The sequence below is a fragment of the Rhodococcus sp. IEGM 1406 genome, assembly GCF_030056745.1.
GTDB lineage: Bacteria > Actinomycetota > Actinomycetes > Mycobacteriales > Mycobacteriaceae > Rhodococcus_F > Rhodococcus_F erythropolis.
Genome location: NZ_JASHKO010000001.1, coordinates 323225 through 343198, shown reverse-complemented (window position 1 = coordinate 343198; position 19974 = coordinate 323225). Strand labels below are relative to the sequence as shown.

Here is a 19974-nt window from a genome sequence, read left to right as displayed (position 1 = left end):
ATGCCGGACCGAGATCGTGAGAGCACCCTGACTTAGCGCTCGCTAAACAATTACCACCGAGTCGGACCGCCCGTCAAGAGAGGGCTACCGAACTCGAAGCCGATGTGGGCAGATGAAGAGTTGGGCGATCAGGAACCCCTGACCCACGCCCTTCATTAGTACTTTCGAATGATAGGTTTTCAATCTTCGCCCGAAATGTCCGGAATCGGATAGCCTTCCGCCACAAGCAATCCAAGCCACAGGGGATTCGGGGCGTGGCACCAATCGACGACAAACCGCAGGGGGACTGACCCGGAGGTAGAGCGTGGACCTGCGATACGTTGCATTCACACGTGCCGACTCGCATTTCTACGACCGAATCAGAACGGTCACTCGACCTGACACACCGACTGACCAGCACTTTAAGCCTGCAAAGTCGGTGGACTGGTCACTCTGGCGACGCGGTCCCCAAAGCGGACCGTGGAACTACTTTCAACCGCCTGACAGCGTGCTGCCAGAACAGGGATGGAAGATTCACTGCTCCGCTACCCAAGCCAACGCGCAGGAGCTGCTCGATACCGTCTCCGAGTATTGCGGCCGCGATCTGGTGCCTTTCAAATTTCTTCGGACGGCAGCAGACCTCATGTTCTCCAACAGCAAGCAGGCCAATCGAACATCCAGCGGAAAATTCATCACGATCTATCCGGCGGATAGCGTTGCCACACAACGTGTCATCACCGAACTGGACGAGCTTGTCACGGCTGCCGACGGGCCATACATCCTCAGCGATGTGCGATGGAACCGGGGACCACTCTACTTACGGTACGGCGCGTACCTGCCCATGCAGACCAATGATTCATTCGGCGATCGCGTCCCGGCAATACGTCGCCCTGACGGATCGCTCGAACCCGATCTGCGCGGCACTTCCTTCAGAACTCCAGACTGGGTACAAATCCCGGACTTCGTTCGCGCGCAGCAAGACAAGCTGAAATCGCGCGACGCCTTCCCCTATTCGATCACTGAAGCCCTGCACTTCAGCAACAGCGGGGGGATCTACTCCGCGCTGGACGACGCCGGCATCAATCTGGTCATCAAAGAGGGTCGACCCTTCACCGCCCCGGACGCCAACGGCCGGTACGCAATCGACCGCATCCGCAACGAGTACGACACGCTGACTCACCTTGCCGGCAACCCGTACTCACCTTCCGCGCTCAACTTGTTCGAGCGCGAAGGACACCACTTTCTTGTCACCGAGCGCGCTCCCGGCGCTCCCCTGAATCAGGAGATTGCGCTCCGCTATCCGCTGATACGTGCGGATCAGACACTCAGCTCCCGAACGGAATACAGAACCTGGGCGCTCGGTATTGCACAACAGCTGACTACCGCAGTCGAGAGCTTCCACCACGCCGGAATCGTTCATGCCGATCTTCACCCCGGCAACGTGATGTGCTCACCGTCGGGTATTCGGATCATCGATTTCGAGATGGCCCACAGCATCGACGAACAACCGCCCCGGTCCACCGGGGCTCCCGGGTACACCGCACCGCAACAGTTGACAGGAATCGAGGCAGATCGATACTCCTTGGGATGCATCGAACTGGGACTCTTTGTCCCACTTACTACAATGCTCCCCCTCGACCGCAACAAGATTCCCGAACTCATCGGCTACGCGGTGTCTCGATTCGATCTTCCTCGTGCCTTCTGTGCCTCGCTCTATTCGATGCTCGACGCACAGCCGCCGGAACCGGAGGATCACCCGCATCGTTGGGACACGTCGTCGAGGGAAACCTTGCAACGTATGGACGCTCGATTGCGCTGCGGCATCCTCACCACACTTGATCTCTCCCGCGCTGATCGACTCTTTCCCGGTGACATCGCCCAGTTCGAAGTGAACGGTTACGGCATTGCTCACGGCTCGTGCGGAAACCTACTCGCCGATGATCTTCCCACCGACACCTTGGAGACAGTTCTGGAATGGACTGAACATCAAGTTGATTCGGATACGCAACCACGGTTCGGTTTCTTCGACGGGCTCGCAGGTGCGGTGCATACCTTTCGGCAGCTAGGACGACACTCGACAGCCGACAGATGGGTCGAGACTTTGCGTGGAGTCCCACTCGACGCGCTCGACTCCAGCCTCTTCGGCGGCCTTTCCGGAATCGGGTGCCTTCTACTCGAGGAATCGGAGTCATGTCCGGCGGCATCGTCAACTCTCGCTCTCGTCACCGAAACTCTGCGGGATCGCCTTCCGGCTGCTCGCGCACACGTCCGCTTCACCGACGGAACATCTTGGGCGACAACGGGTCGCGGAGGCTTGATGAGAGGGCCGAGCGGGCAAGCACTGTTCTGGACTCGCCACTACGAACGGACCGGTGATCCTCGATCGCTGGAACACGCGCGACAGCTTGTCGACATCGACCTGTCCGTGATGCAGATGTGCCCTGTCGGTTCGATGCAGCTGAGAGAGGAGCGCCGGACAATGCCGTACCTCGGATCGGGATCCGTCGGCGTGGGCCTGGTACTTCTTCAACTTGTTCGACATGTCGACGAGCCGCGCTACGCGTCTGCGCTACTTGCCATAGCCCGCGCTGCCGCCGTCGAATTCACTGCCCAAGCCGGACTACTCAACGGGCGAGCCGGGCTGATTCTCTTTCTCGGCGAACTCTCCAAGAGTCCATATGCCGGCGCCGATTGTGAGCAGACGCTTGCCCAGCAGTTCCAGCTTCTGGGCTTACACAGCCTCAATCACGCAGGAGGACTGCACTTTCCAGGTGAACAGAACCTGAGACTCTCGACAGACTGGGCAACCGGATCTGCAGGAATACTGGCGTTGCTCCGACATACCGGATCGGCAACTGCCCGACAGTCGTTTCCACTGATGTGCGCGTCGAACTGCCACATCGCCTAATTGTTCGGAAGTTATCACCCACGGCAGATTGGAGCACAGAAGTACCAGGCGAAAAACCTGGAATTAAATCAACACCGCAAGCAAACTCGATCGATCAAATCCATCGGCAAGAACGCCGATCAACAAAGGAAATGACAATGGACGCTATTCTCTCCCTTCAAGATCTGTCAGTCGCCGCCGGCAACGTCGGAGACGCAGGCCAGCTCGAGCAGAACGCGGCAATCAGTTCGCTCAGTTTCTTCTGCCTCTGACCTCAGGCCGATACCTCGGAGAAGGTCCGGGGTATCGGCTTTCGGAATCCGTGCGGATCACCAGACGAACAGTATTGTTTCATCATGAGACGCATCCGCACTTCACCGAGCTGTATTTGCCGATGATGTGCGCGACCTGGCGGCAATGCCGAGGGCAGATCGGGCGGCCAGCGGCGGTGATATTCCTCCTGATCCTGACAGCCGCGTTTTCAGGTTGGTTCGTTCAGCGTTCGGCGAGAGTTGGGACTTCGGGGACATCTGCTCACGCTGGTACGACGGAGGTGGCAGTTGCCGCACCGACACCGCCTTGACCTTCACGACGCTTTTCGTACTCCTACTTCCCTTCGCCTCCGGAATGCTGGTCGGGTGGTTTGAGTTTCAATAGCTGTCAACGACAAGATGAGGGAATCGGTACCATCCGCCCCCGATGTCTTCCAACTGGAGCTGATTGAAGGTCTTGTCCGACACGCCATCGGGTGCGTACACCCAGCCTGGATTGTCCAAGATGTCCAATCCATCTCGTGCGTCATAGAAATAGACGTGGCCTTCACTGCTGACGTTGGCATAGGAGATATCGAATCTGCCGATTCGTAGATCACGATGATACCCATCGGAATAGGGATCGTCAGGTTCTTGAAGTAGTTGCTGTGCAACGGTTTCGAAGTCTGCCCGATACTGATCGAAATGTGGCTGCCCCGCGGCCGCGATCCCGAGTGCCATCACCACGAGAACCGGAACAGCGACATCGGACCACAACCATCGGCGTCGCTGCCACCAGCACACTCCGAGCAGCACGATTGCAACACTCGCCGTGAGGACCCAGAGAACGACCGCACCGGCGATCGAGAGTGCACTATCCGCAGGTTCGGGCCAGGTGAGATGGCATTTCGCTGCGACATACATCGCCGACGCCGACGCTGCGATAAGTGCGTTTACCAAAGCAACCCAACGAAGAGCACCGGACCTTCTCGTTGCCTGCGAGTTCGACACTGCCTGATCCATTCGATGAGGATAGCGAGCTGTTTGTCGCGGACTAGCAGTAACCACTTCCCCGATCTCACGATCGATTGTTTCTCGGCACGGTGAAAGTGTCCACGGTGCTATCTTTGCTGCCTATGGGAGGCAGGGCTGCGAGGATGGTCGATTGAACTACCGATGTCAGGAGAGTTCGGCGACTCCCAAAGTCGACAGGTCAATTTTGAGCACGGCTGGATTCGGTGGATCGCAGCAACCAATACCATCGTCACCTCATGATGACGTGACTGTTGCGGGCGAGTCGTGAAGATTCGATTATTACGAGCAAGCCAAGCGTCTTTAGCAATATCGCTGATCGCACTAACCTTGGTCTATTTGTTGGACGCATTTTCTTTGCGCCTCCAACATCAGCCCAGCTGGTGCATTGATCACTATGGAATCCCATCACGATTCAATTATCTCCTTCCCGACCGGGCGGAGAGGGTAGCGGCAGGAATTACAGACTTCTGGGGATGGTTCCCTCCAGGCATAAGCTGTACATTCACTGATGCAGTGACCAAAGAAAGCGAAACGGTGGCACCGGCCGCGGACAGGTCGTACATCGTCGTCGTTCTTGTGGCGCTGATCATGATCTCGGCTGTCGGCGTATTGTTCGGCCGCCGGAAGCGCTGAAGATTGGTTTTGGCTCGGGACTGCAGATGCGCACTCGACACCAGACCGATGAGTAATAAATCGGTGTCCGTCGTGTCCGGCGCTTCCACTACTCGTCGATCTTCGCGAATCCACCAGCCTTGTTCGAGGGCATTTCTTGCGGGTCCTGGTGGTCTTCGTTCCCATCACGCTGGCGATGACACTCCTGGGCCTGGTGCTCGGCTGGACCCATGCGCTTGCCGGGGACAGGCGGCAACATGATCGACGCCGATTACACAATGTGCTGGGGCTCAGACAATTCCGACGTGATGCTGTTGCGCTCCGGGTTGATGGTGGCGCTCGCACTCGTCGGCGCACGTGGACTACGTCGGCGACCCGCCTATAACCGACTGTCCGAAATGTCGAAATCGATTTGATAGCAGCAATTTTCGATCCACATTCTCTTGTGTTCGAAACTTTGTTCGATTAGGCTTTCGGCATGGACAGTCGGGAAGCGTGGCAGCTGGATGGCGAGGGCCTCAAGAGTGAGGTTCTCGATCTGGTGCGCGCCCGGCACGAGTTGCAGTCGCGGTTGGTGTTGCTGATCGTGGAAATGTTTTCCCGTGAGGTTCTCGGTGGGAAGGGTTTTCGGGCGATCGCGCAGTGGTTGCATGGTTCGACGAATCTGGAGATCGGTGAGTGCAGTCTGCTGGTCGGGTTGGCGCGGTTGTTGATGCTCGAACCTGTGGTGGGCGATGCGTTTCATCGTGGGGATGTGGATGCGTTGAAGGCGCGGCAGGTGGCGTCGTTTTGTCAGCATCCGCCCAAGAACATGACCCTGGCGGATGTGGACAAGGCCCGCGGGATCTTGTTGTCGTTGGCGTCGAAGAACATTGTGGATTGTGATGCGGTGCGGGCGGCGATCCGGCGGATCGAGAAGCAGTACGGAAAACGCGAGGATGGCGTTCCGGTCGGCGAGGATTCGGAGCGGAACGAGTTTTACGCCTCGAAAGGCTTGTACGGGCGTGTGTCTGTGAAGGGCGATTTAGATGCTGTGAACGGGGCCCGTCTGATCACCTTGTTGTCGAGGCTGTCGGCGCCAACGCCGGAGAAGGACGGCGTCAAGGACACCCGCACGCCTGCTTTACGGCGTGCGGACGGGTTCTGCGAACTGTTGCGCCGGTACGAGCGGGCGGGGTTGGGTCCGATCGAGGGCGGAGTGAAACCACACATCACGGTCACTGCCAGTGCGAAAGATATGACCGATCTGCAAGCGTTGAAAGACCTGTTGCCGTCCACGGCGGAACTCGGGTTCGCGTGGACGGATTGGGTGGGCCCGATCAGCCTCGACACTGCCCGGATGCTGGCGTGCGACTGCACCGTGACGCGGATTTTGTTGGATGAGAATGGTGTTCCGCTCGACTGCGGTAAGGAAGCGAGAACGGCGACTGTTCCGCAGCGCCGGGCTCTTGCGGTTCGGGATGGCGGGTGTGCGTTTCCGGGGTGCGGGACGCCGTCGGGGTGGTGCGATGCTCATCATATTGTTCACTGGAACGATGGCGGCCCAACGGATCTCGACAATCTGATCTTGTTGTGCGGTCATCACCACCGGACGATGCACCACACGGAATGGCGGGTGGAGATCGGTCCGGATCGAAAGACGGTGTTCTATCCACCGATGTCGGTTGATCCGTATCAACAGCCGATCGGCGGGAACAGCCCACCCACAGCGGCGTGAATCGCGACAATCGAATACATCAACACCGGGGACGAACCATGCCCCGGTGCTGGTGCACGTTTCTGGTCAGATCCCAACCCCTCAGATCCCAACCCCTCAAATCCCAGCCCCTCAGATCCCAGCCCCTCAGATCCCGGCCCTTCGCACGAGAGCGTCAGTGGCAGAAGGGGATACAACGTCGATCGCTCGTAACAGCCCCGCGTACCGCGGATACAGCTCGACGGGACGCGTATTGATCGCCCTCAAGATCCACGATGCAGCTTGATCGGCCGTCAGCGCCGGCTGGCTCACGTAATCCGCCGTCGGCGCGATCATCGGTGTTCGTATGAGTGGGAATTGCACTGTGGTGACATCGACACCGGTGCCGTGACATTCCGCGCCGAGGCTTCGGCCGAAGGCACTGAGAGCAGACTTCGACGCGTGGTAGGCACTGAACCTCGGCATCACGCCGGCAGTGACTCCCCAGGTTCCGACGTTGATGATGTGTCCGGACTTCGCCTCGAGCATCGCGGGCAGCAGACGCAACGTCAGTCGTGTAGGTCCGAAGTAGTTGAGTGCCATAGTGCGCTCGTAGTCGTGGAATCGGTCGACCGAATCCAACGCGGTACGCCGGATCGAGCGACCCGCATTGTTGACGAGGATGTCGACCGACCCGAATCGATCCGCGATCGTCTCCGCGAGTTCGTCGACGGCTTCACCGCGGGAGAGGTCCGCAGGCACGATGTGCGCCCACCCTCCCCTGCGGTGGATCTCGTCCCGTACGTGTTCGAGGTTTTCCTCACCGCGCGCGACCAGGATCATCTCGGCTCCCCGACGCGCCAAGAGATGAGCAGTGGCCTCACCGATCCCCGAGGAAGCTCCTGTCAGAACGATCGTCTTGTCGGAGAGCGTGACACCGCGTGACGGAACAAGAGAGCGCAGACGCGTCGGCGGACTCAAGGCAATATTGCTGAGCAGCGTTCTGATCACATCGGCCTCGGTTCGATCTTCGCGTGCGTTTCGGTGCGAACCCATCCCTGAACAGCCAACTTCGAGCGCACCGCGGAAATTACTCAAAAGTAAGTTATGGCGCCGCTTCGACCGTGTCAAGAATTCGTCGAGATCCAGGAGTATCTGCCACTAGCTTTTCCTGATACCTCGGGTTACATTAAACCCAGACCGAGTGCCAGCGATCACACAACCGGCCCTCGATTCCACCGAACACCGCGAGAAATACCAGCGGTGACCGAAACGAAGAGGAGACGCCATGACGCTCACATCGCCGCTCGACAAGCGCGGAGAAGCATCCGACGACTCGTACAACGAGACGCTTCGACTCCTGTCCGAGGGCTCGGTGCACAAGCACTTCGACCCGTACCTCGACATCGACTGGGACTCCCCCGAGTTTGCCGTCGTCCCGAACGATCGCCGCTGGATCCTCCCGGCCGAGACAGACCCGCTGGGTGCTCACCCCTGGTACCAGTCGCAGTCCGAGGCCAGGCAGATCGAAATCGGCATGTGGCGCCAGGCCAATGTCGCGAAGGTCGGTCTCCAGTTCGAGAACATTCTGATCCGCGGCATGATGCAGTACGTCTTCTCGCTGCCCAACGATTCGGCCGAGGCGCGCTACTGCACGCACGAGTCGGTCGAAGAGTGCAACCACACGATGATGTTCCAGGAGATGGTCAACCGCATCGGTGCCGACGCTCCCGGCATGAGCCGTCCGATGAAGATGCTTGCACCCTTCATCCCCCTCGCTGCGGGTCCGTTCCCCGAACTGTTCTTCGTCGGTGTCCTCGCCGGTGAAGAGCCGATCGACCACATTCAGAAGAGCATCCTGCGCGCCGGCGGCCAGATCCACCCGATCATGCAGTCGGTCATGGCCATCCACGTAGCCGAGGAAGCGCGTCACATCTCGTTCGCGCACAAGCTTCTGAGCCGTCGCATCCCGCTGATGTCACGCCCGAACCGGTTCGTCCTCTCGCTGCTGTTCCCGATCGTCATGCGCATTCTCTGTGACGCCATCGTCATCCCGCCGAAGTCCTTCTGGAAGCAGTTCGACATCCCGAAGTCCGTGAAGAAGGACCTGTTCTGGGATCTGCCCGAGTCGCGCCAGACCCTGCGCAACTACTTCGGTGACGTCCGCATGCTGGCCACCGACACCGGCCTGATGAACCGTGCCTCGCGCCTGGTGTGGAAGGCCTGCAAGATGGACGGCCGCGCATCACGCTTCCGTAGCGAACCTCACCGCAGCTCGCACAACGCCGCCGCGTAGCTCCCGGACAGTCGAGATCGGACTCATAGCGCCATGCCACACGTAGTCACGCAGTCCTGTTGCAGCGACGCCTCGTGCGTCTACGCCTGCCCGGTCAACTGCATCCATCCGACGCCGGACGAGCCGGACTTCCTCACCGCCGAGATGCTGCACATCGATCCGCAGGCCTGCGTCGACTGCGGCGCATGCGTCTCGGCCTGCCCGGTCGACGCCATCGTCCCCGAGTCGAAGCTGACCGACCCGCAGCGAGTCTTCCTGTCCATCAATGCGGACTTCTACAAGGAAGAGCGGCCCAGGCCGCTTCTCGCCAAGGTCATCCCGGCAGCCCACGTCGACAAGGGCCGACCGCCGTTGCGCGTTGCGATCGTCGGTTCCGGACCGTCGGCGATGTATGCCGCGGACGAGTTACTGACTCAGCCTGACGTGCAGGTCAACGTCTTCGATCGCCTTCCTGTGCCTTACGGCTTGGTTCGCGCCGGCGTTGCTCCGGACCATCAGAAGACCAAGCAGGTCACTCGCTTGTTCGACAAGATCGCCGCACAAAAGGGTTTCGAGTTCTACCTCAACGTCGAGATCGGCAAGCACATCTCGCACAGCGAACTGCTCGAAAATCACCATGCGGTGCTCTACGCAGTCGGCGCTTCGTCCGACCGTGGTCTCGGCATTCCGGGTGCTGATCTGCCTGGCACGGCATCGGCCACCGACTTCGTGGCCTGGTACAACGGCCACCCCGATCACGCCGACGACGTCTTCGATCTCTCGCATCGCCGCGCGGTCATCATCGGAAACGGAAACGTCGCGCTCGACGTCGCTCGCATTCTGACGGCCGATCCCGAGAAGTTGGCGGGCACTGACATCTCCGCTCACGCACTCGCCGCTCTGCGGAAGAGTCGCGTCGAAGAAGTTGTCATCGTGGGTCGACGCGGAATCGCGCAGTCCGCGTTCACAGTCCCCGAGTTCACCGGCCTGATGGCACTGCCGGACATCGAACTCTCTGTCGGACCCGACGACATGGTTCTCGACTCGGCCACCGAAGAACTGGCAAAACGCGGCGAGCTTCCGCATGCCGTCGAGCAGAAGTTGCGTCTACTCGAAGCCCTGAAGAACCGCGATCACGTCGACGTCGGCAACAAGCGCATCACGTTGCGCTACCTGCTCACGCCGACGTCGATCACCGGCGACGATCAGGTCAGTGGAATCGAGTTCGCTCGCAACGCCCTGGTCGACGCCAACGGAACCGTGCAGATCGAGGCGACGGGCGATACCGAGACCATCGATACCGGCTTGGTCCTCACCTCGATCGGCTACCGCGGAGTGCCCATCACCGGCGTCCCGTTCGACGAGCGTGCTTCGGTCATTCCGAATGAGAACGGCCGCGTCCTCGAAGCTCCGAACGGCGATCCCGCAACCGGCGTCTACGCGACCGGTTGGATCAAGCGCGGACCGAGTGGGTTCATCGGCACCAACAAGTCCTGCGCGCAGGAAACGATCAGGATGCTCGTCGACGACTTCAACGACGGACGCCTGACCAACCCGGTCGCCGACGACTCCGCAGTCGATCGTCTGGTTCGGGCGCGACAGTCCGACGTAGTCGACCGCGAGGGCTGGCACGCCATCGACAAGGCGGAACTGGAACGCGGCGCTGCGCACGACCGTGTCCGCGAAAAGATTCTGGATCAGGTCGAGATCACCTCCATCCTCGACGCTGCGGCCCGGGTGAAACCGGCGCGTCGATTCGGTCGACCCGTTCGCGCTCGCTGATCCGCTACAGGTAAACAGCTACTTTCACGCACACGGCCCCGCCTGCAGACTCGTCTGCCCGGCGGGGCCGTCTGCGTTCCGGCAGCGTCCCACTCAGCGAAAATTTTTGCCCGTCAGCGGCCAAAATCGTGTAATACTGCAACCTGTTCCAGTAAGCGGCACAGCGGGCCCACGATCCCCCGGATCAGGCTCGCCAACCAGATGAGGATTGCATGAGCGAGACTGCAACGCCGGCGCCGAACGGGAGTGTGACACCTGCAGTAGAGGGTTGGTTCACCACCGGCGACGAACCTGCTCTGATCGGCACGAAGTGCCAATCCTGCGGCACCATTTCCTTCCCTCGTGAGGCGACGTTCTGCAAGAACCCGAGCTGCTTCAGCGAGGAGTTCGACGACGTGGAACTCTCCCGCCGCGGCACTGTCTGGTCGTACACCGACGCGCAGTACCAGCCCCCGCCGCCGTACATCCCGCGCTCGGATCCGTACGAGCCTTTTGCTCTCGCAGCAGTCGAGTTGCCGGAGGGGATCGTCATCCTCGGCCAGGTGGCCGACGGATTCGGCGTCGACGATCTCAAGGTCGGCAATACCGTCGAATTGGTTGTCGAGCCGCTGTACACCGACGAAACCGGAGTACGTACGACGTGGCGCTGGAAGCCTGTCGCCGCAGCTGATCAGGAGTCGCAGTCATGAGCAAGGACGTCGCAGTACTCGGTGTCGGAATGCACCCCTGGGGCAAGTGGGGGCAGTCGTTCGTGAAATACGGCGTTGCCGCCGCTCGCGCCGCGCTCGCCGATTCGGGTGTGAATTGGCAGGACGTCGACTTCATCGTCGGCGGCGAAACTGTCCGCAACGGTTACGGCGGATACGTCGCCGGAGCCACGTTCGCTCAGGCCCTCGGCTGGAACGGCGCTCGCGTCGCCACGTCGTACGCAGCGTGCGCGACGGGAGCCCAGGCACTCGACACCGCTCGCGCACGAATCCTGGCCGGCCTCAGCGAAGTTGCCCTGGTCGTCGGCGCGGACACCACCCCCAAGGGTTTCCTCGCTCCCGTCGCCGGTGAGCGTTGGGACGACCCGGACTGGCTGCGCTTCCGCCTCATGGGTATGACCAACCCGGCGTACTTCGCGCTCAACGCGCGTCGTCGCATCGACCTCTACGGCGCCACCGCGGAGGACTTCGCCAACGTGAAGGTCAAGAACGCCAAGCACGGGCTCAATAATCCGAATGCGCGCTACCGCAAGGAAGTCACCGTCGAGAACGTGTTGGCCTCCCCCGTGGTGTCCAATCCCCTTCACCTGCTCGACATCTGCGCGACGTCCGACGGCGGCGCCGCAATCTTGCTGACGTCGATGGAATACGCCCGCAAGATGGGCATCGCGGAACCTGTTCGCATCAAGGCTATTTCGACGGTCACGCCGACGTTCCCGCAGACGATCATGGATATGCCGAACTTCTCCACCGATTCCAGCTCCGCCGTCCCGGCTCCGGAGCGCACGTTCAAGGAATCCATCGGCTACGCCGCGTACGAGGAAGCCGGAATCTCTCCCGAAGACGTCGACGTCGCCGAGGTCTACGACCTCGCTACCTCGGTGGAACTGGACTGGATCGAAGACCTCGCGCTGTGCAAGCGGGGCGAGGCCGAGCACCTTCTGCGTGCGGGTGACACCAGCATCGGGGGCCGCATCCCGGTCAATCCGTCCGGCGGTCTCGCGTGCTTCGGCGAAGCCGTTCCCGCACAGGCACTTGCGCAGGTGTGCGAGCTCACCTGGCAGCTGCGCGGACAAGCCGAAGGCCGTCAGGTCGAAGGAGCTCGCATCGGTATCACCGCCAACCAAGGTCTGTTCGGACACGGCTCCTCGGTAATCGTTTCCGCCTGACCCCGTTCTACTTTCGTGGCGGTCGCCTACTCACCCGTGAGCGGCCGCCACGATCACGTCTGCCACTGCCCCTGGCTGTGAAACCAGCGAGGCATGGGAGGTCGGGAGTTCGCTGGTGTTCGCGCCCATCCGGTTTGCCATGAACCGCTGCGCCGAAGCTGGGATCACGCGATCCTCACCGGCGACCAGATACCAACTCGGTGTGTTCGCCCACGACGGCGGCCCGCCGAGTTCGAGGTTCGCCCACAAAGCAGCGGACTTCTGATGAGCCAACATCGTTGCCGCCGTCTCGTCGGAAACGTCCTGAGCGAAGACGGAATGGAAATACTCGTCCGTGACGTAGCCGTCGACGTTCTTCCCGCCGATCGCGTGAGGATCGTCGACGATCTTCAATCCCAGAGCGGGAGGAAGCAATTGGCTGCCAGGGAATCGAATCGGGTCGATCGTGATCTGTACCGGCTCACCCTCCACCGGACCGAACGCCGCGATGTAGACCAGCGACTGGACTTTCGGATCGTGGACATTGGTGATCACCGCGCCGCCGTACGAGTGCCCGACGAGAACGACGGGGCCGTCGATGTCCGCAACCGTCTTCTCGATCACGGACGCGTCGTAAGCCGGCCCGCGCAGAGGATTGTCCGGCACCACGACGCGATAGCCACGCGAGCGTAGGTCGGCGGCAACGCCGTCCCAACTGGTGGCGTCGGCAAAGGCGCCGTGAACCAGAACGACAGTTGGCTTGGGGCTTGCCACCGCAGCACCGGAACCGAAGATCAGTCCGGCCGCGACTGTCATGAGAATTGCCAGAACTGCTGTGAATACACGTGAGATCTTCATGCGTTTCCTTCACTCTCGTAGGCAAGCGAGAAACTGCGGTAGGCCGGGACACGCCCGTTTCGATCCTAGAAATACCTGCTGCGACGGACGTGACTGTCCGTGCAGACTTCTGGGCTCACGGTGCACAAATTCTGGTTGAGCGTCCACATCCCGGGGTATCAAGGCTGCATGGCTTTGCTCCTGGATACTTCCGTGCTGGAGCCTGACCAACGCACGGACGCCTTCGTCGACGCGATGGGACGCGCATCGGTTCCCTGTGCGATCCACTTGGAGGATCCGGCGGGCGTGAGCGCCCGGATGAACGTGTGGAATCTGGGCGCAGCATCACTGTTCCGCTCCGAGTCGACGGGGATGCGATTGACCAGAACACCGCGGCACGTGCGATCAGCGTCGATGCCGGTTCTCGCGATTGCCCTGCAGGAGAGCGGAATCGGCCATCTAGATCAGCACGATGAACAACGCAGAGTCCCGGCCGGTGAACTACTCATGACGGACCTGACGTCGACCTACGATTTCTCCTGGACGGGAACGGGCGCTTCCCAGTGCCTCTACGTTCCGATGGATCGGCTGGGACTACCGATCGACACCGTGCGAGACGCTGCCACGCGACCTCACCACAGCAACCTGTACCCCTTGATGATCGCGCACGTTCGTGAATTGTTCCGCAGCGCCGATCAGTTGGAGACCGATCCTGCCGCCGAACAATTGGGCGAGGCCTCGATCGAACTGGCGCGCGCTTTGGTCGCTTCGATCACGCATGCAAATCCCGACGCCTCCGCTCCGAGATCGGCACTCACGTTGACATCGGTCCGCCGATACATCCGCGAACACCTTCACGATCCGGCGCTGCATCCTGCACGAATTGCCCACGCCCACAGCATCTCACTGCGTCAGCTGTACAAGATCTGTTCGGACAACGAATTCCGGCTCGAGCAGTGGATCATCACCCAGCGCCTGCAGAAGGCTCGGGACGAACTGACTCGACCGGCAACCGTCGACCTGCCGATCGCCACCATTGCGCGCCGTGCGGGATTTGTCGACGCCGGACACTTCAGCCGACGGTTTCGACAGGCCTACGGAGTCAGCCCGACTCGTTGGCGTCAGCTCCGCGATTGCAGCAGCGCCACAACGTCTGACTGACCACGGCTTTCGGCATTGTCCAATGCGGTCTTTCCCGACGCATCCCGGATCGAGGGATCTGCCCCGGCGTCGAGAAGCTGAGTGATCACGTCGACGTAGCGCGCCGAGCCGTCGCCGTACACAACGGCCTCGAGAAGCGCCGTCCACCCCGGATCATTGACGTGATTGACCGGTACCCCGGCAGCAATCAGCATCCGGACGGTCTCGACATGCGCGTGTTCACTCGCGGGAATCAGAGCCGTACCGCCGTAACGGTTCACGCTGTCGACATCCGCGCCATGGCTGAGCGTCAATGCCAGAATCTCGTTCAATCCCTCGGCTCCGGAATACAGGAAGGCCGAATCCTGCATGGAATCCTTCGCGTTCACGTCAGCTCCGGCAAGAATCAACGTAGAAGCCGCAGCGACGGCGTTGTTCTTGGTGGCCTCGACGAGTGGAGTCCGTTCGCCCTCGCCGCGCGCTTCGATGTTCGCGCCGGCAGTCAGGGCAGCGGTAACAGCTGCGGGATCATTGCGGTCCACAGCATCGAAGAGCGTGCGTTCGGATTCCGGCGTCGACGATGGCTTTACACCCGTAGTCGGTACAGCTGCCGTTGTTGTCGCTGACGTTGTTGTCGCTGACGATGCGGTGGTCGACGTCACCGGGGTGTCGGACGAACTGCAACCCGCCAACGCTCCGGTCACCGATGCCGCGAAGATTGCGCAGGCGAGGACAGACCTGCGCGGCCGCGCCGTCACAGCGAATCACTTTCTTGGACAAGTGTTTCGAGCGTCATCCTGACGGCGTCCAGGTGTTCGGCCATCGCCCTGGAGGCGTGGTCGTAACTCCCGGATGCAATTCCTTCGACTATTCGTTCGTGTTCCTCGTTCGACTTTTCCTGGCGACCTGCAACAAGATTGAGTGTCTCGGATTGCCTTGTCAGCGCTTCACGGATATCGACGATTACCGACTCGAAGACACGATTCCTACTGGCTTTTGCAATCAGTCCGTGAAATTGGGCGTCGAGTGCAACCCATACGAGCGGATCGTCCTCGTCACGCATCTGTTGTACCAGTCCGCGGAGTGCTGCCAGTTCCTCCGCGGTGTGCCGTTGCGCAGCCCATCCTGCGGCCGGAATTTCGACATGAGGCCGTGCTTCGACCAATTCGTTGGCCGCATAGCTGCCGAAATCGAGGTCTCGCGCTATCGAATCACTGACGACGAACGTGCCGAGCCCGGATTTTGTCTCGGTGAGCCCGAGAGCGTGGCACGAGCGCAGGGCTTCACGGATGACCGATCGACTGACCCCGTGCCTTTCGGCCAGGGACGCTTCGGACGGGAGACGCTCTCCGACTGCCAGATCGCCGGAGGCTATTGCGGCACGAAGGTCTGCGAGGACTGCCTCGGCAGCACTCACCCGCGCGGCGACTGGTCGCCTGGTGGCCCAGCTGTCTGACAGGTTCATGCCGTCATTGTTGCGACTGCCGAAGTCCCGCGTCAAACATCGCACCTGGTGACGGGTTGACGTGCAGGAGTGAGCGAGGTAACAATTAGACCTGTCAGACAGCCTGATAGCCCGATAGCTGGGCGGGTCTACTACTTGTCCGTCAGCGCTGCGATCCCGAAATACACCCACCGCGCAGAGTGATGCTTGCGCGAAGAGACACGAGGAATTGATCAAGTGCTCGAAACGCGAACAGAACACGATCTGCTCGGCGATCGCGAAGTTCCAGCCGATTCGTACTGGGGAATCCACACCTTGCGCGCGATGGAGAACTTCCCGATCACTGGTCGAACAATTGCCACGAACCCGCATCTGATCCGCGGCATCGCTTACGTCAAATGGGCCGCAGCCAGCGCAAACGAGAAGCTGGGCATCCTCGACGGCCCGCGAGCCGAGGCCATCTCACAGGCATGCAAGGAAATCGTGGACGGCCGGTGGCACGAACAGTTCGTAGTGGACGTCATCCAGGGTGGTGCCGGAACTTCGACGAACATGAATGCCAACGAGGTAATCGCCAATCGCGCATTGGAAATCCTCGGCCACCAGCGCGGCGACTACGAACGACTTCACCCCAATGAGCACGTGAACCTGAGCCAATCGACCAACGACGTCTACCCCACGGCCGTCAACATCTCGACGATCTTCGCGATCGAGGACCTGCTGGATGCACTTCGTGTACTCCAGAATGCGTTCACGACCAAATCTCTCGAGTTCGCCGACACAGTGAAGATGGGACGCACCCAACTGCAGGACGCCGTGCCGATGACTCTGGGTCAGGAGTTCGGCACCTACGCGGTCATGATCGAGGAGGATCGAGCGCGCCTGGCTGAGGCCGCTCTTCTCGTTCACGAGATCAACCTCGGCGCCACTGCTATCGGCACCGGTCTCAACGCGCCTGCCGGCTACGCCGAGGTGGCCTGTTCCGACCTGGGCGCACTAACCGGGCTGCCGCTGGTGTTGGCAACGGATCTGGTCGAAGCGACCCAAGACGTGGGCCAGTTCGTCCACCTCTCCGGCGTACTCAAGCGGGTCGCTGTGAAGTTGTCCAAGGTGTGCAACGATCTTCGGCTGCTCTCTTCTGGTCCGCGAGCCGGATTGAACGAGATCAATCTGCCGCCGGTGCAGGCAGGTTCGTCGATCATGCCGGGCAAGGTCAATCCGGTAATTCCCGAGGTCCTCAATCAGGTCGCGTACGAAGTCATCGGCAATGACGTGACGATTACGATGGCTGCGGAATCCGGGCAACTCCAACTCAACGCTTTCGAGCCGATCATCGTGCACTCACTGTCCGAAGGAATGCGACACCTCGGTGCGGCTTGCCGCATTCTGGCGGACCGGTGCGTACTCGGTATCACGGCCAACACCGAACTGTTGCGCGCGCGAGTCGAAGACTCCATCGGCCTCGTCACCGCGCTCAACCCCTACATCGGATATACCGCGTCCACACGGATTGCCCAGGAGGCGTTGATTTCCGGGCGTCGCGTCGCCGATCTCGTGATCGAAGCGGGCCTGCTCGACCGCGAGGAACTCGATCGGTTGCTCAGCCCCGAACATCTCGCCAATCTCCGCGTTGCGGGCGAGAAGCCTCATGCTACCGCCGTTGCGGAGGAGGTTTGATGACCGTCGAACGGGAAGAGACACCCCACGCCGAGGTTGCCGCTGAAGAGGATCTCGGATATCAGAAGGCGCTCGGCCCCAGACAGATTCAGATGATCGCGATCGGTGGTGCGATCGGAACAGGCCTTTTCATGGGTGCGGGAGGGCGACTCCAACAGGCGGGCCCGGCTTTGGTTCTCGTGTACGCGCTGTGCGGGTTCTTCGCGTTCCTGATCCTGAGGGCACTCGGCGAACTGGTGATGCACCGACCGACTTCGGGATCCTTCGTTTCCTACGCACGCGAATTCTTCGGCGAGAAGATGGCTTTCGCTGCGGGTTGGCTGTACTGGATGAACTGGGCAATGACTGCCGTGGTCGATGTCACGGCTGTGGCGTTGTACATGAACTTCTTCAAGAAGTACTGGGCGCCACTGGGGCACATCGATCAGTGGATGTTCGCTCTGATCGCGGTGATGTTGGTTCTCGGACTGAATCTGGTGTCCGTGAAGGTCTTCGGAGAGCTGGAGTTCTGGTTCGCGTTGATCAAGGTCGTTGCCTTGACCGCGTTCCTCGGGTTCGGTGTCTATTTCGTACTCTTCGGCACGCCCATCGAAGGGCATTCCTCCGGATTCAGCCTGATCACCGACAATGGTGGGCTGTTCCCCAACGGAATACTGCCGGCAGTCGTGGTGATTCAGGGCGTCGTGTTCGCTTACGCCTCAATTGAACTCGTGGGAACCACGGCCGGAGAGACCGAAAATCCCCGGAAGGTGATACCCAAGGCAATCAACACAGTGATCATTCGGATCCTCGTCTTCTACGTGGGATCGGTACTACTGCTCTCGCTGTTGCTCCCGTACACGGAGTACCACGCCGGTGAAAGTCCATTCGTCACATTCTTCGGTTCGATCAACATCCAAGGTGCGGATGCGATCATGAATCTGGTCGTTCTCACGGCAGCCTTGTCTTCCCTCAATGCCGGATTGTATTCGACCGGACGAATACTCCATTCGATGGCGTTGGCAGGCTCGGCGCCTGCCTTCGCTGCCAAAATGAACAAAGCCGGAGTGCCGTACGGGGGAATCGCACTCACCGGCGTGGTCATTCTGTTCGGCGTCGGGCTCAATGCTGTTGTCCCAGCGCAAGCCTTCGAAATAGTCCTCAATCTTGCAGCCCTCGGCATCATCAGTGCGTGGGCAGTCATAGTGTTGTGCCAGTTGAAGCTCTGGCAACTTGCGAAACAAGGCAAGGTCACCCGCCCTCCCTTCCGCATATTCGGCGCACCGTACACCGGGATCGCGACACTGGTCTTTCTTGCGGTCGTTATCGTATTGATGGCATTCGACAACCCTGTTGGAACATGGACCGTCGGCTCCATCGCGATCATCGCACCGCTGTTGATGATTGGTTGGTACGGCGCCAGGAATCGCATTCGCGAGTTGGCCATCCATCGCCCCACAGCTTGACGTGAAAGGACCTCAGTGTCGAAAGTCGCAGTCGTCACCACTGGTGGCACCATCGCCAGCACCCGAGATGCGCACGGAATCAGTCGGCCCGCAATCACCGGTGCAGATCTGCTCGGCAATGAGCAGACCGACATCGATCTTCGAGTCGTGGACGTGATGTCGAAGGACAGCTCGAGCATGACCTTCGCGGACATGGATCGTGTTCGCGACGCCGTAGCCGACGAATTGAAGGATCCTGGACTCGACGCGGTGGTCGTGCTTCACGGCACCGACACGATGGAGGAAACTGCGTTCTTGTTGGACCTGCACCACGACGACCGACGTCCGGTGGTCTTCACCGGGGCGCAGCGCACTTTCGACCATCCAGAGTCCGACGCTCGTTCGAATCTGGCAGCGGCGATCGCGGCCGGACTCGACATCTCATCGCAGGGACGTGGTGTCCTCATCGCCTTCGGCGGTTCGGTCCACCCGGCCGCAGGTACGCGAAAGGCCGACACGACGGCACTTGACGCCTTTCGCTCCTTGCGCATCGATCCGGCCCTGCTGCGCACTCCCGAACCATTGCCGTGGCATCCGATTTCGAACACCCGCGTCGACATCATCGCCTTGTATCCCGGGGCAGACCGCGTACAGATCGAAGCTTGCGTGAGCGCCGGGGCAAATGGACTTGTTCTCGACGGACTCGGTTCGGGAAATGCCAATCCGACGATCGTCGAGGCCGTCCGAGACTGCGTAGGCGCTCACATTCCGGTGGTCGTGACAACTCGTGTGCCCTCGGGGCCAATCTCCCCGGTTTACGGTGGTGGTGGCGGCGGCCACGACTTGATCGCCGCAGGCGCTGTATTTTCCACCGATCTTCGGGCCGGGCAGGCACGTGTACTTCTGGCGGCCTTGTTGTCAGATCCGGATCTCGTGGGCCTGGAAAAGGTATTCGACCGATATTCGAGGTTTGCTCGCACCCCGCCGTTCAGGCGGTAGCACTGGCGACGCCGTTCGTAGTTCGAACGCACCCCTCGCTAAATCAGGGACTTTGGTCCGAATCTTTTGATTTGGACGCTTAACAAGTGTCCGAATTGGGTA

Annotated in this window: 15 protein-coding genes; 10 read left to right on the top strand and 5 right to left on the bottom strand. The window is 60.5% G+C overall.

The window, feature by feature from the left end:
• Positions 1-304: 304 nt before the first annotated feature.
• The gene (gene lanKC / locus QM596_RS01605; protein WP_283307914.1) at positions 305-2887 is read left to right on the top strand and encodes a class III lanthionine synthetase LanKC; all 2583 of its coding nucleotides are present in this window, start codon (positions 305-307) and stop codon (positions 2885-2887) included.
• Between the two features lie 629 nt (positions 2888-3516).
• On the opposite strand, the gene QM596_RS01600 is transcribed toward lanKC, so the two are convergent.
• Positions 3517-4140, bottom strand: a complete 624-nt coding sequence (locus tag QM596_RS01600) for a hypothetical protein (protein ID WP_264613500.1) — start codon at positions 4138-4140, stop codon at positions 3517-3519.
• A gap of 1102 nt (positions 4141-5242) precedes the next feature.
• Between QM596_RS01600 and QM596_RS01595 the strand changes: the two genes are divergently transcribed.
• Positions 5243-6481: an HNH endonuclease signature motif containing protein gene (locus QM596_RS01595; RefSeq protein ID WP_283307913.1), complete on the top strand. Its 1239-nt coding sequence runs from the start codon at positions 5243-5245 to the stop codon at positions 6479-6481.
• 126 nt (positions 6482-6607) lie between these two features.
• On the opposite strand, the gene QM596_RS01590 is transcribed toward QM596_RS01595, so the two are convergent.
• Positions 6608-7495, bottom strand: coding sequence for an SDR family oxidoreductase (locus QM596_RS01590; protein WP_019745837.1), 888 nt, complete (start codon positions 7493-7495; stop codon positions 6608-6610).
• A 232-nt stretch (positions 7496-7727) separates the two neighbouring features.
• Between QM596_RS01590 and QM596_RS01585 the strand changes: the two genes are divergently transcribed.
• The 4 genes from QM596_RS01585 to QM596_RS01570 all read left to right on the top strand — a co-directional run bounded on the left by QM596_RS01585 (position 7728) and on the right by QM596_RS01570 (position 12372).
• Positions 7728-8735 carry an AurF N-oxygenase family protein gene (locus QM596_RS01585; RefSeq protein ID WP_003943163.1) on the top strand — a complete coding sequence of 336 codons (1008 nt, stop codon included), beginning with the start codon at positions 7728-7730 and terminating at the stop codon, positions 8733-8735.
• Positions 8736-8768: 33 nt separating this feature from the next.
• Positions 8769-10496 carry an FAD-dependent oxidoreductase gene (locus QM596_RS01580; RefSeq protein ID WP_283307912.1) on the top strand — a complete coding sequence of 576 codons (1728 nt, stop codon included), beginning with the start codon at positions 8769-8771 and terminating at the stop codon, positions 10494-10496.
• Between the two features lie 212 nt (positions 10497-10708).
• Positions 10709-11185, top strand: a complete 477-nt coding sequence (locus QM596_RS01575; protein ID WP_019745839.1) for a Zn-ribbon domain-containing OB-fold protein — start codon at positions 10709-10711, stop codon at positions 11183-11185.
• Complete coding sequence (locus tag QM596_RS01570; RefSeq protein WP_020909545.1) at positions 11182-12372, top strand: lipid-transfer protein; 1191 nt, start codon at positions 11182-11184, stop codon at positions 12370-12372. Before QM596_RS01575 ends, QM596_RS01570 begins: the two co-directional genes overlap by 4 nt.
• Positions 12373-12402: 30 nt before the next feature.
• Here QM596_RS01570 and QM596_RS01565 read toward each other — a convergent pair whose 3' ends face one another.
• Positions 12403-13209, bottom strand: a complete 807-nt coding sequence (locus tag QM596_RS01565; RefSeq protein WP_283307911.1) for an alpha/beta fold hydrolase — start codon at positions 13207-13209, stop codon at positions 12403-12405.
• 168 nt (positions 13210-13377) lie between these two features.
• Here QM596_RS01565 and QM596_RS01560 point away from each other — a divergent pair, with 168 nt between their 5' ends.
• On the top strand, positions 13378-14349 hold the full coding sequence (locus QM596_RS01560) for a helix-turn-helix domain-containing protein (protein WP_283307910.1): 972 nt from the start codon (positions 13378-13380) through the stop codon (positions 14347-14349).
• On the opposite strand, the gene QM596_RS01555 is transcribed toward QM596_RS01560, so the two are convergent.
• Both QM596_RS01555 and QM596_RS01550 read right to left on the bottom strand, forming a co-directional pair.
• Positions 14310-15086, bottom strand: a complete 777-nt coding sequence (locus QM596_RS01555; protein WP_283307909.1) for an ankyrin repeat domain-containing protein — start codon at positions 15084-15086, stop codon at positions 14310-14312. The genes QM596_RS01560 and QM596_RS01555 overlap by 40 nt on opposite strands.
• On the bottom strand, positions 15083-15793 hold the full coding sequence (locus QM596_RS01550) for a FadR/GntR family transcriptional regulator (protein WP_021333372.1): 711 nt from the start codon (positions 15791-15793) through the stop codon (positions 15083-15085). Before QM596_RS01550 ends, QM596_RS01555 begins: the two co-directional genes overlap by 4 nt.
• A 216-nt stretch (positions 15794-16009) precedes the next feature.
• Between QM596_RS01550 and QM596_RS01545 the strand changes: the two genes are divergently transcribed.
• Genes QM596_RS01545 through QM596_RS01535 form a run of 3 tightly spaced genes read left to right on the top strand, consistent with a single transcriptional unit; the run spans position 16010 to position 19872 of the window.
• Complete coding sequence (locus tag QM596_RS01545; protein ID WP_021333371.1) at positions 16010-17449, top strand: aspartate ammonia-lyase; 1440 nt, start codon at positions 16010-16012, stop codon at positions 17447-17449.
• Positions 17449-18894: an amino acid permease gene (locus QM596_RS01540; RefSeq protein ID WP_283307907.1), complete on the top strand. Its 1446-nt coding sequence runs from the start codon at positions 17449-17451 to the stop codon at positions 18892-18894. The genes QM596_RS01545 and QM596_RS01540 overlap by 1 nt, the downstream gene beginning before the upstream one ends.
• 15 nt (positions 18895-18909) lie before the next feature.
• The gene (locus tag QM596_RS01535; RefSeq protein WP_283307905.1) at positions 18910-19872 is read left to right on the top strand and encodes an asparaginase; all 963 of its coding nucleotides are present in this window, start codon (positions 18910-18912) and stop codon (positions 19870-19872) included.
• Positions 19873-19974: the final 102 nt, after the last annotated feature.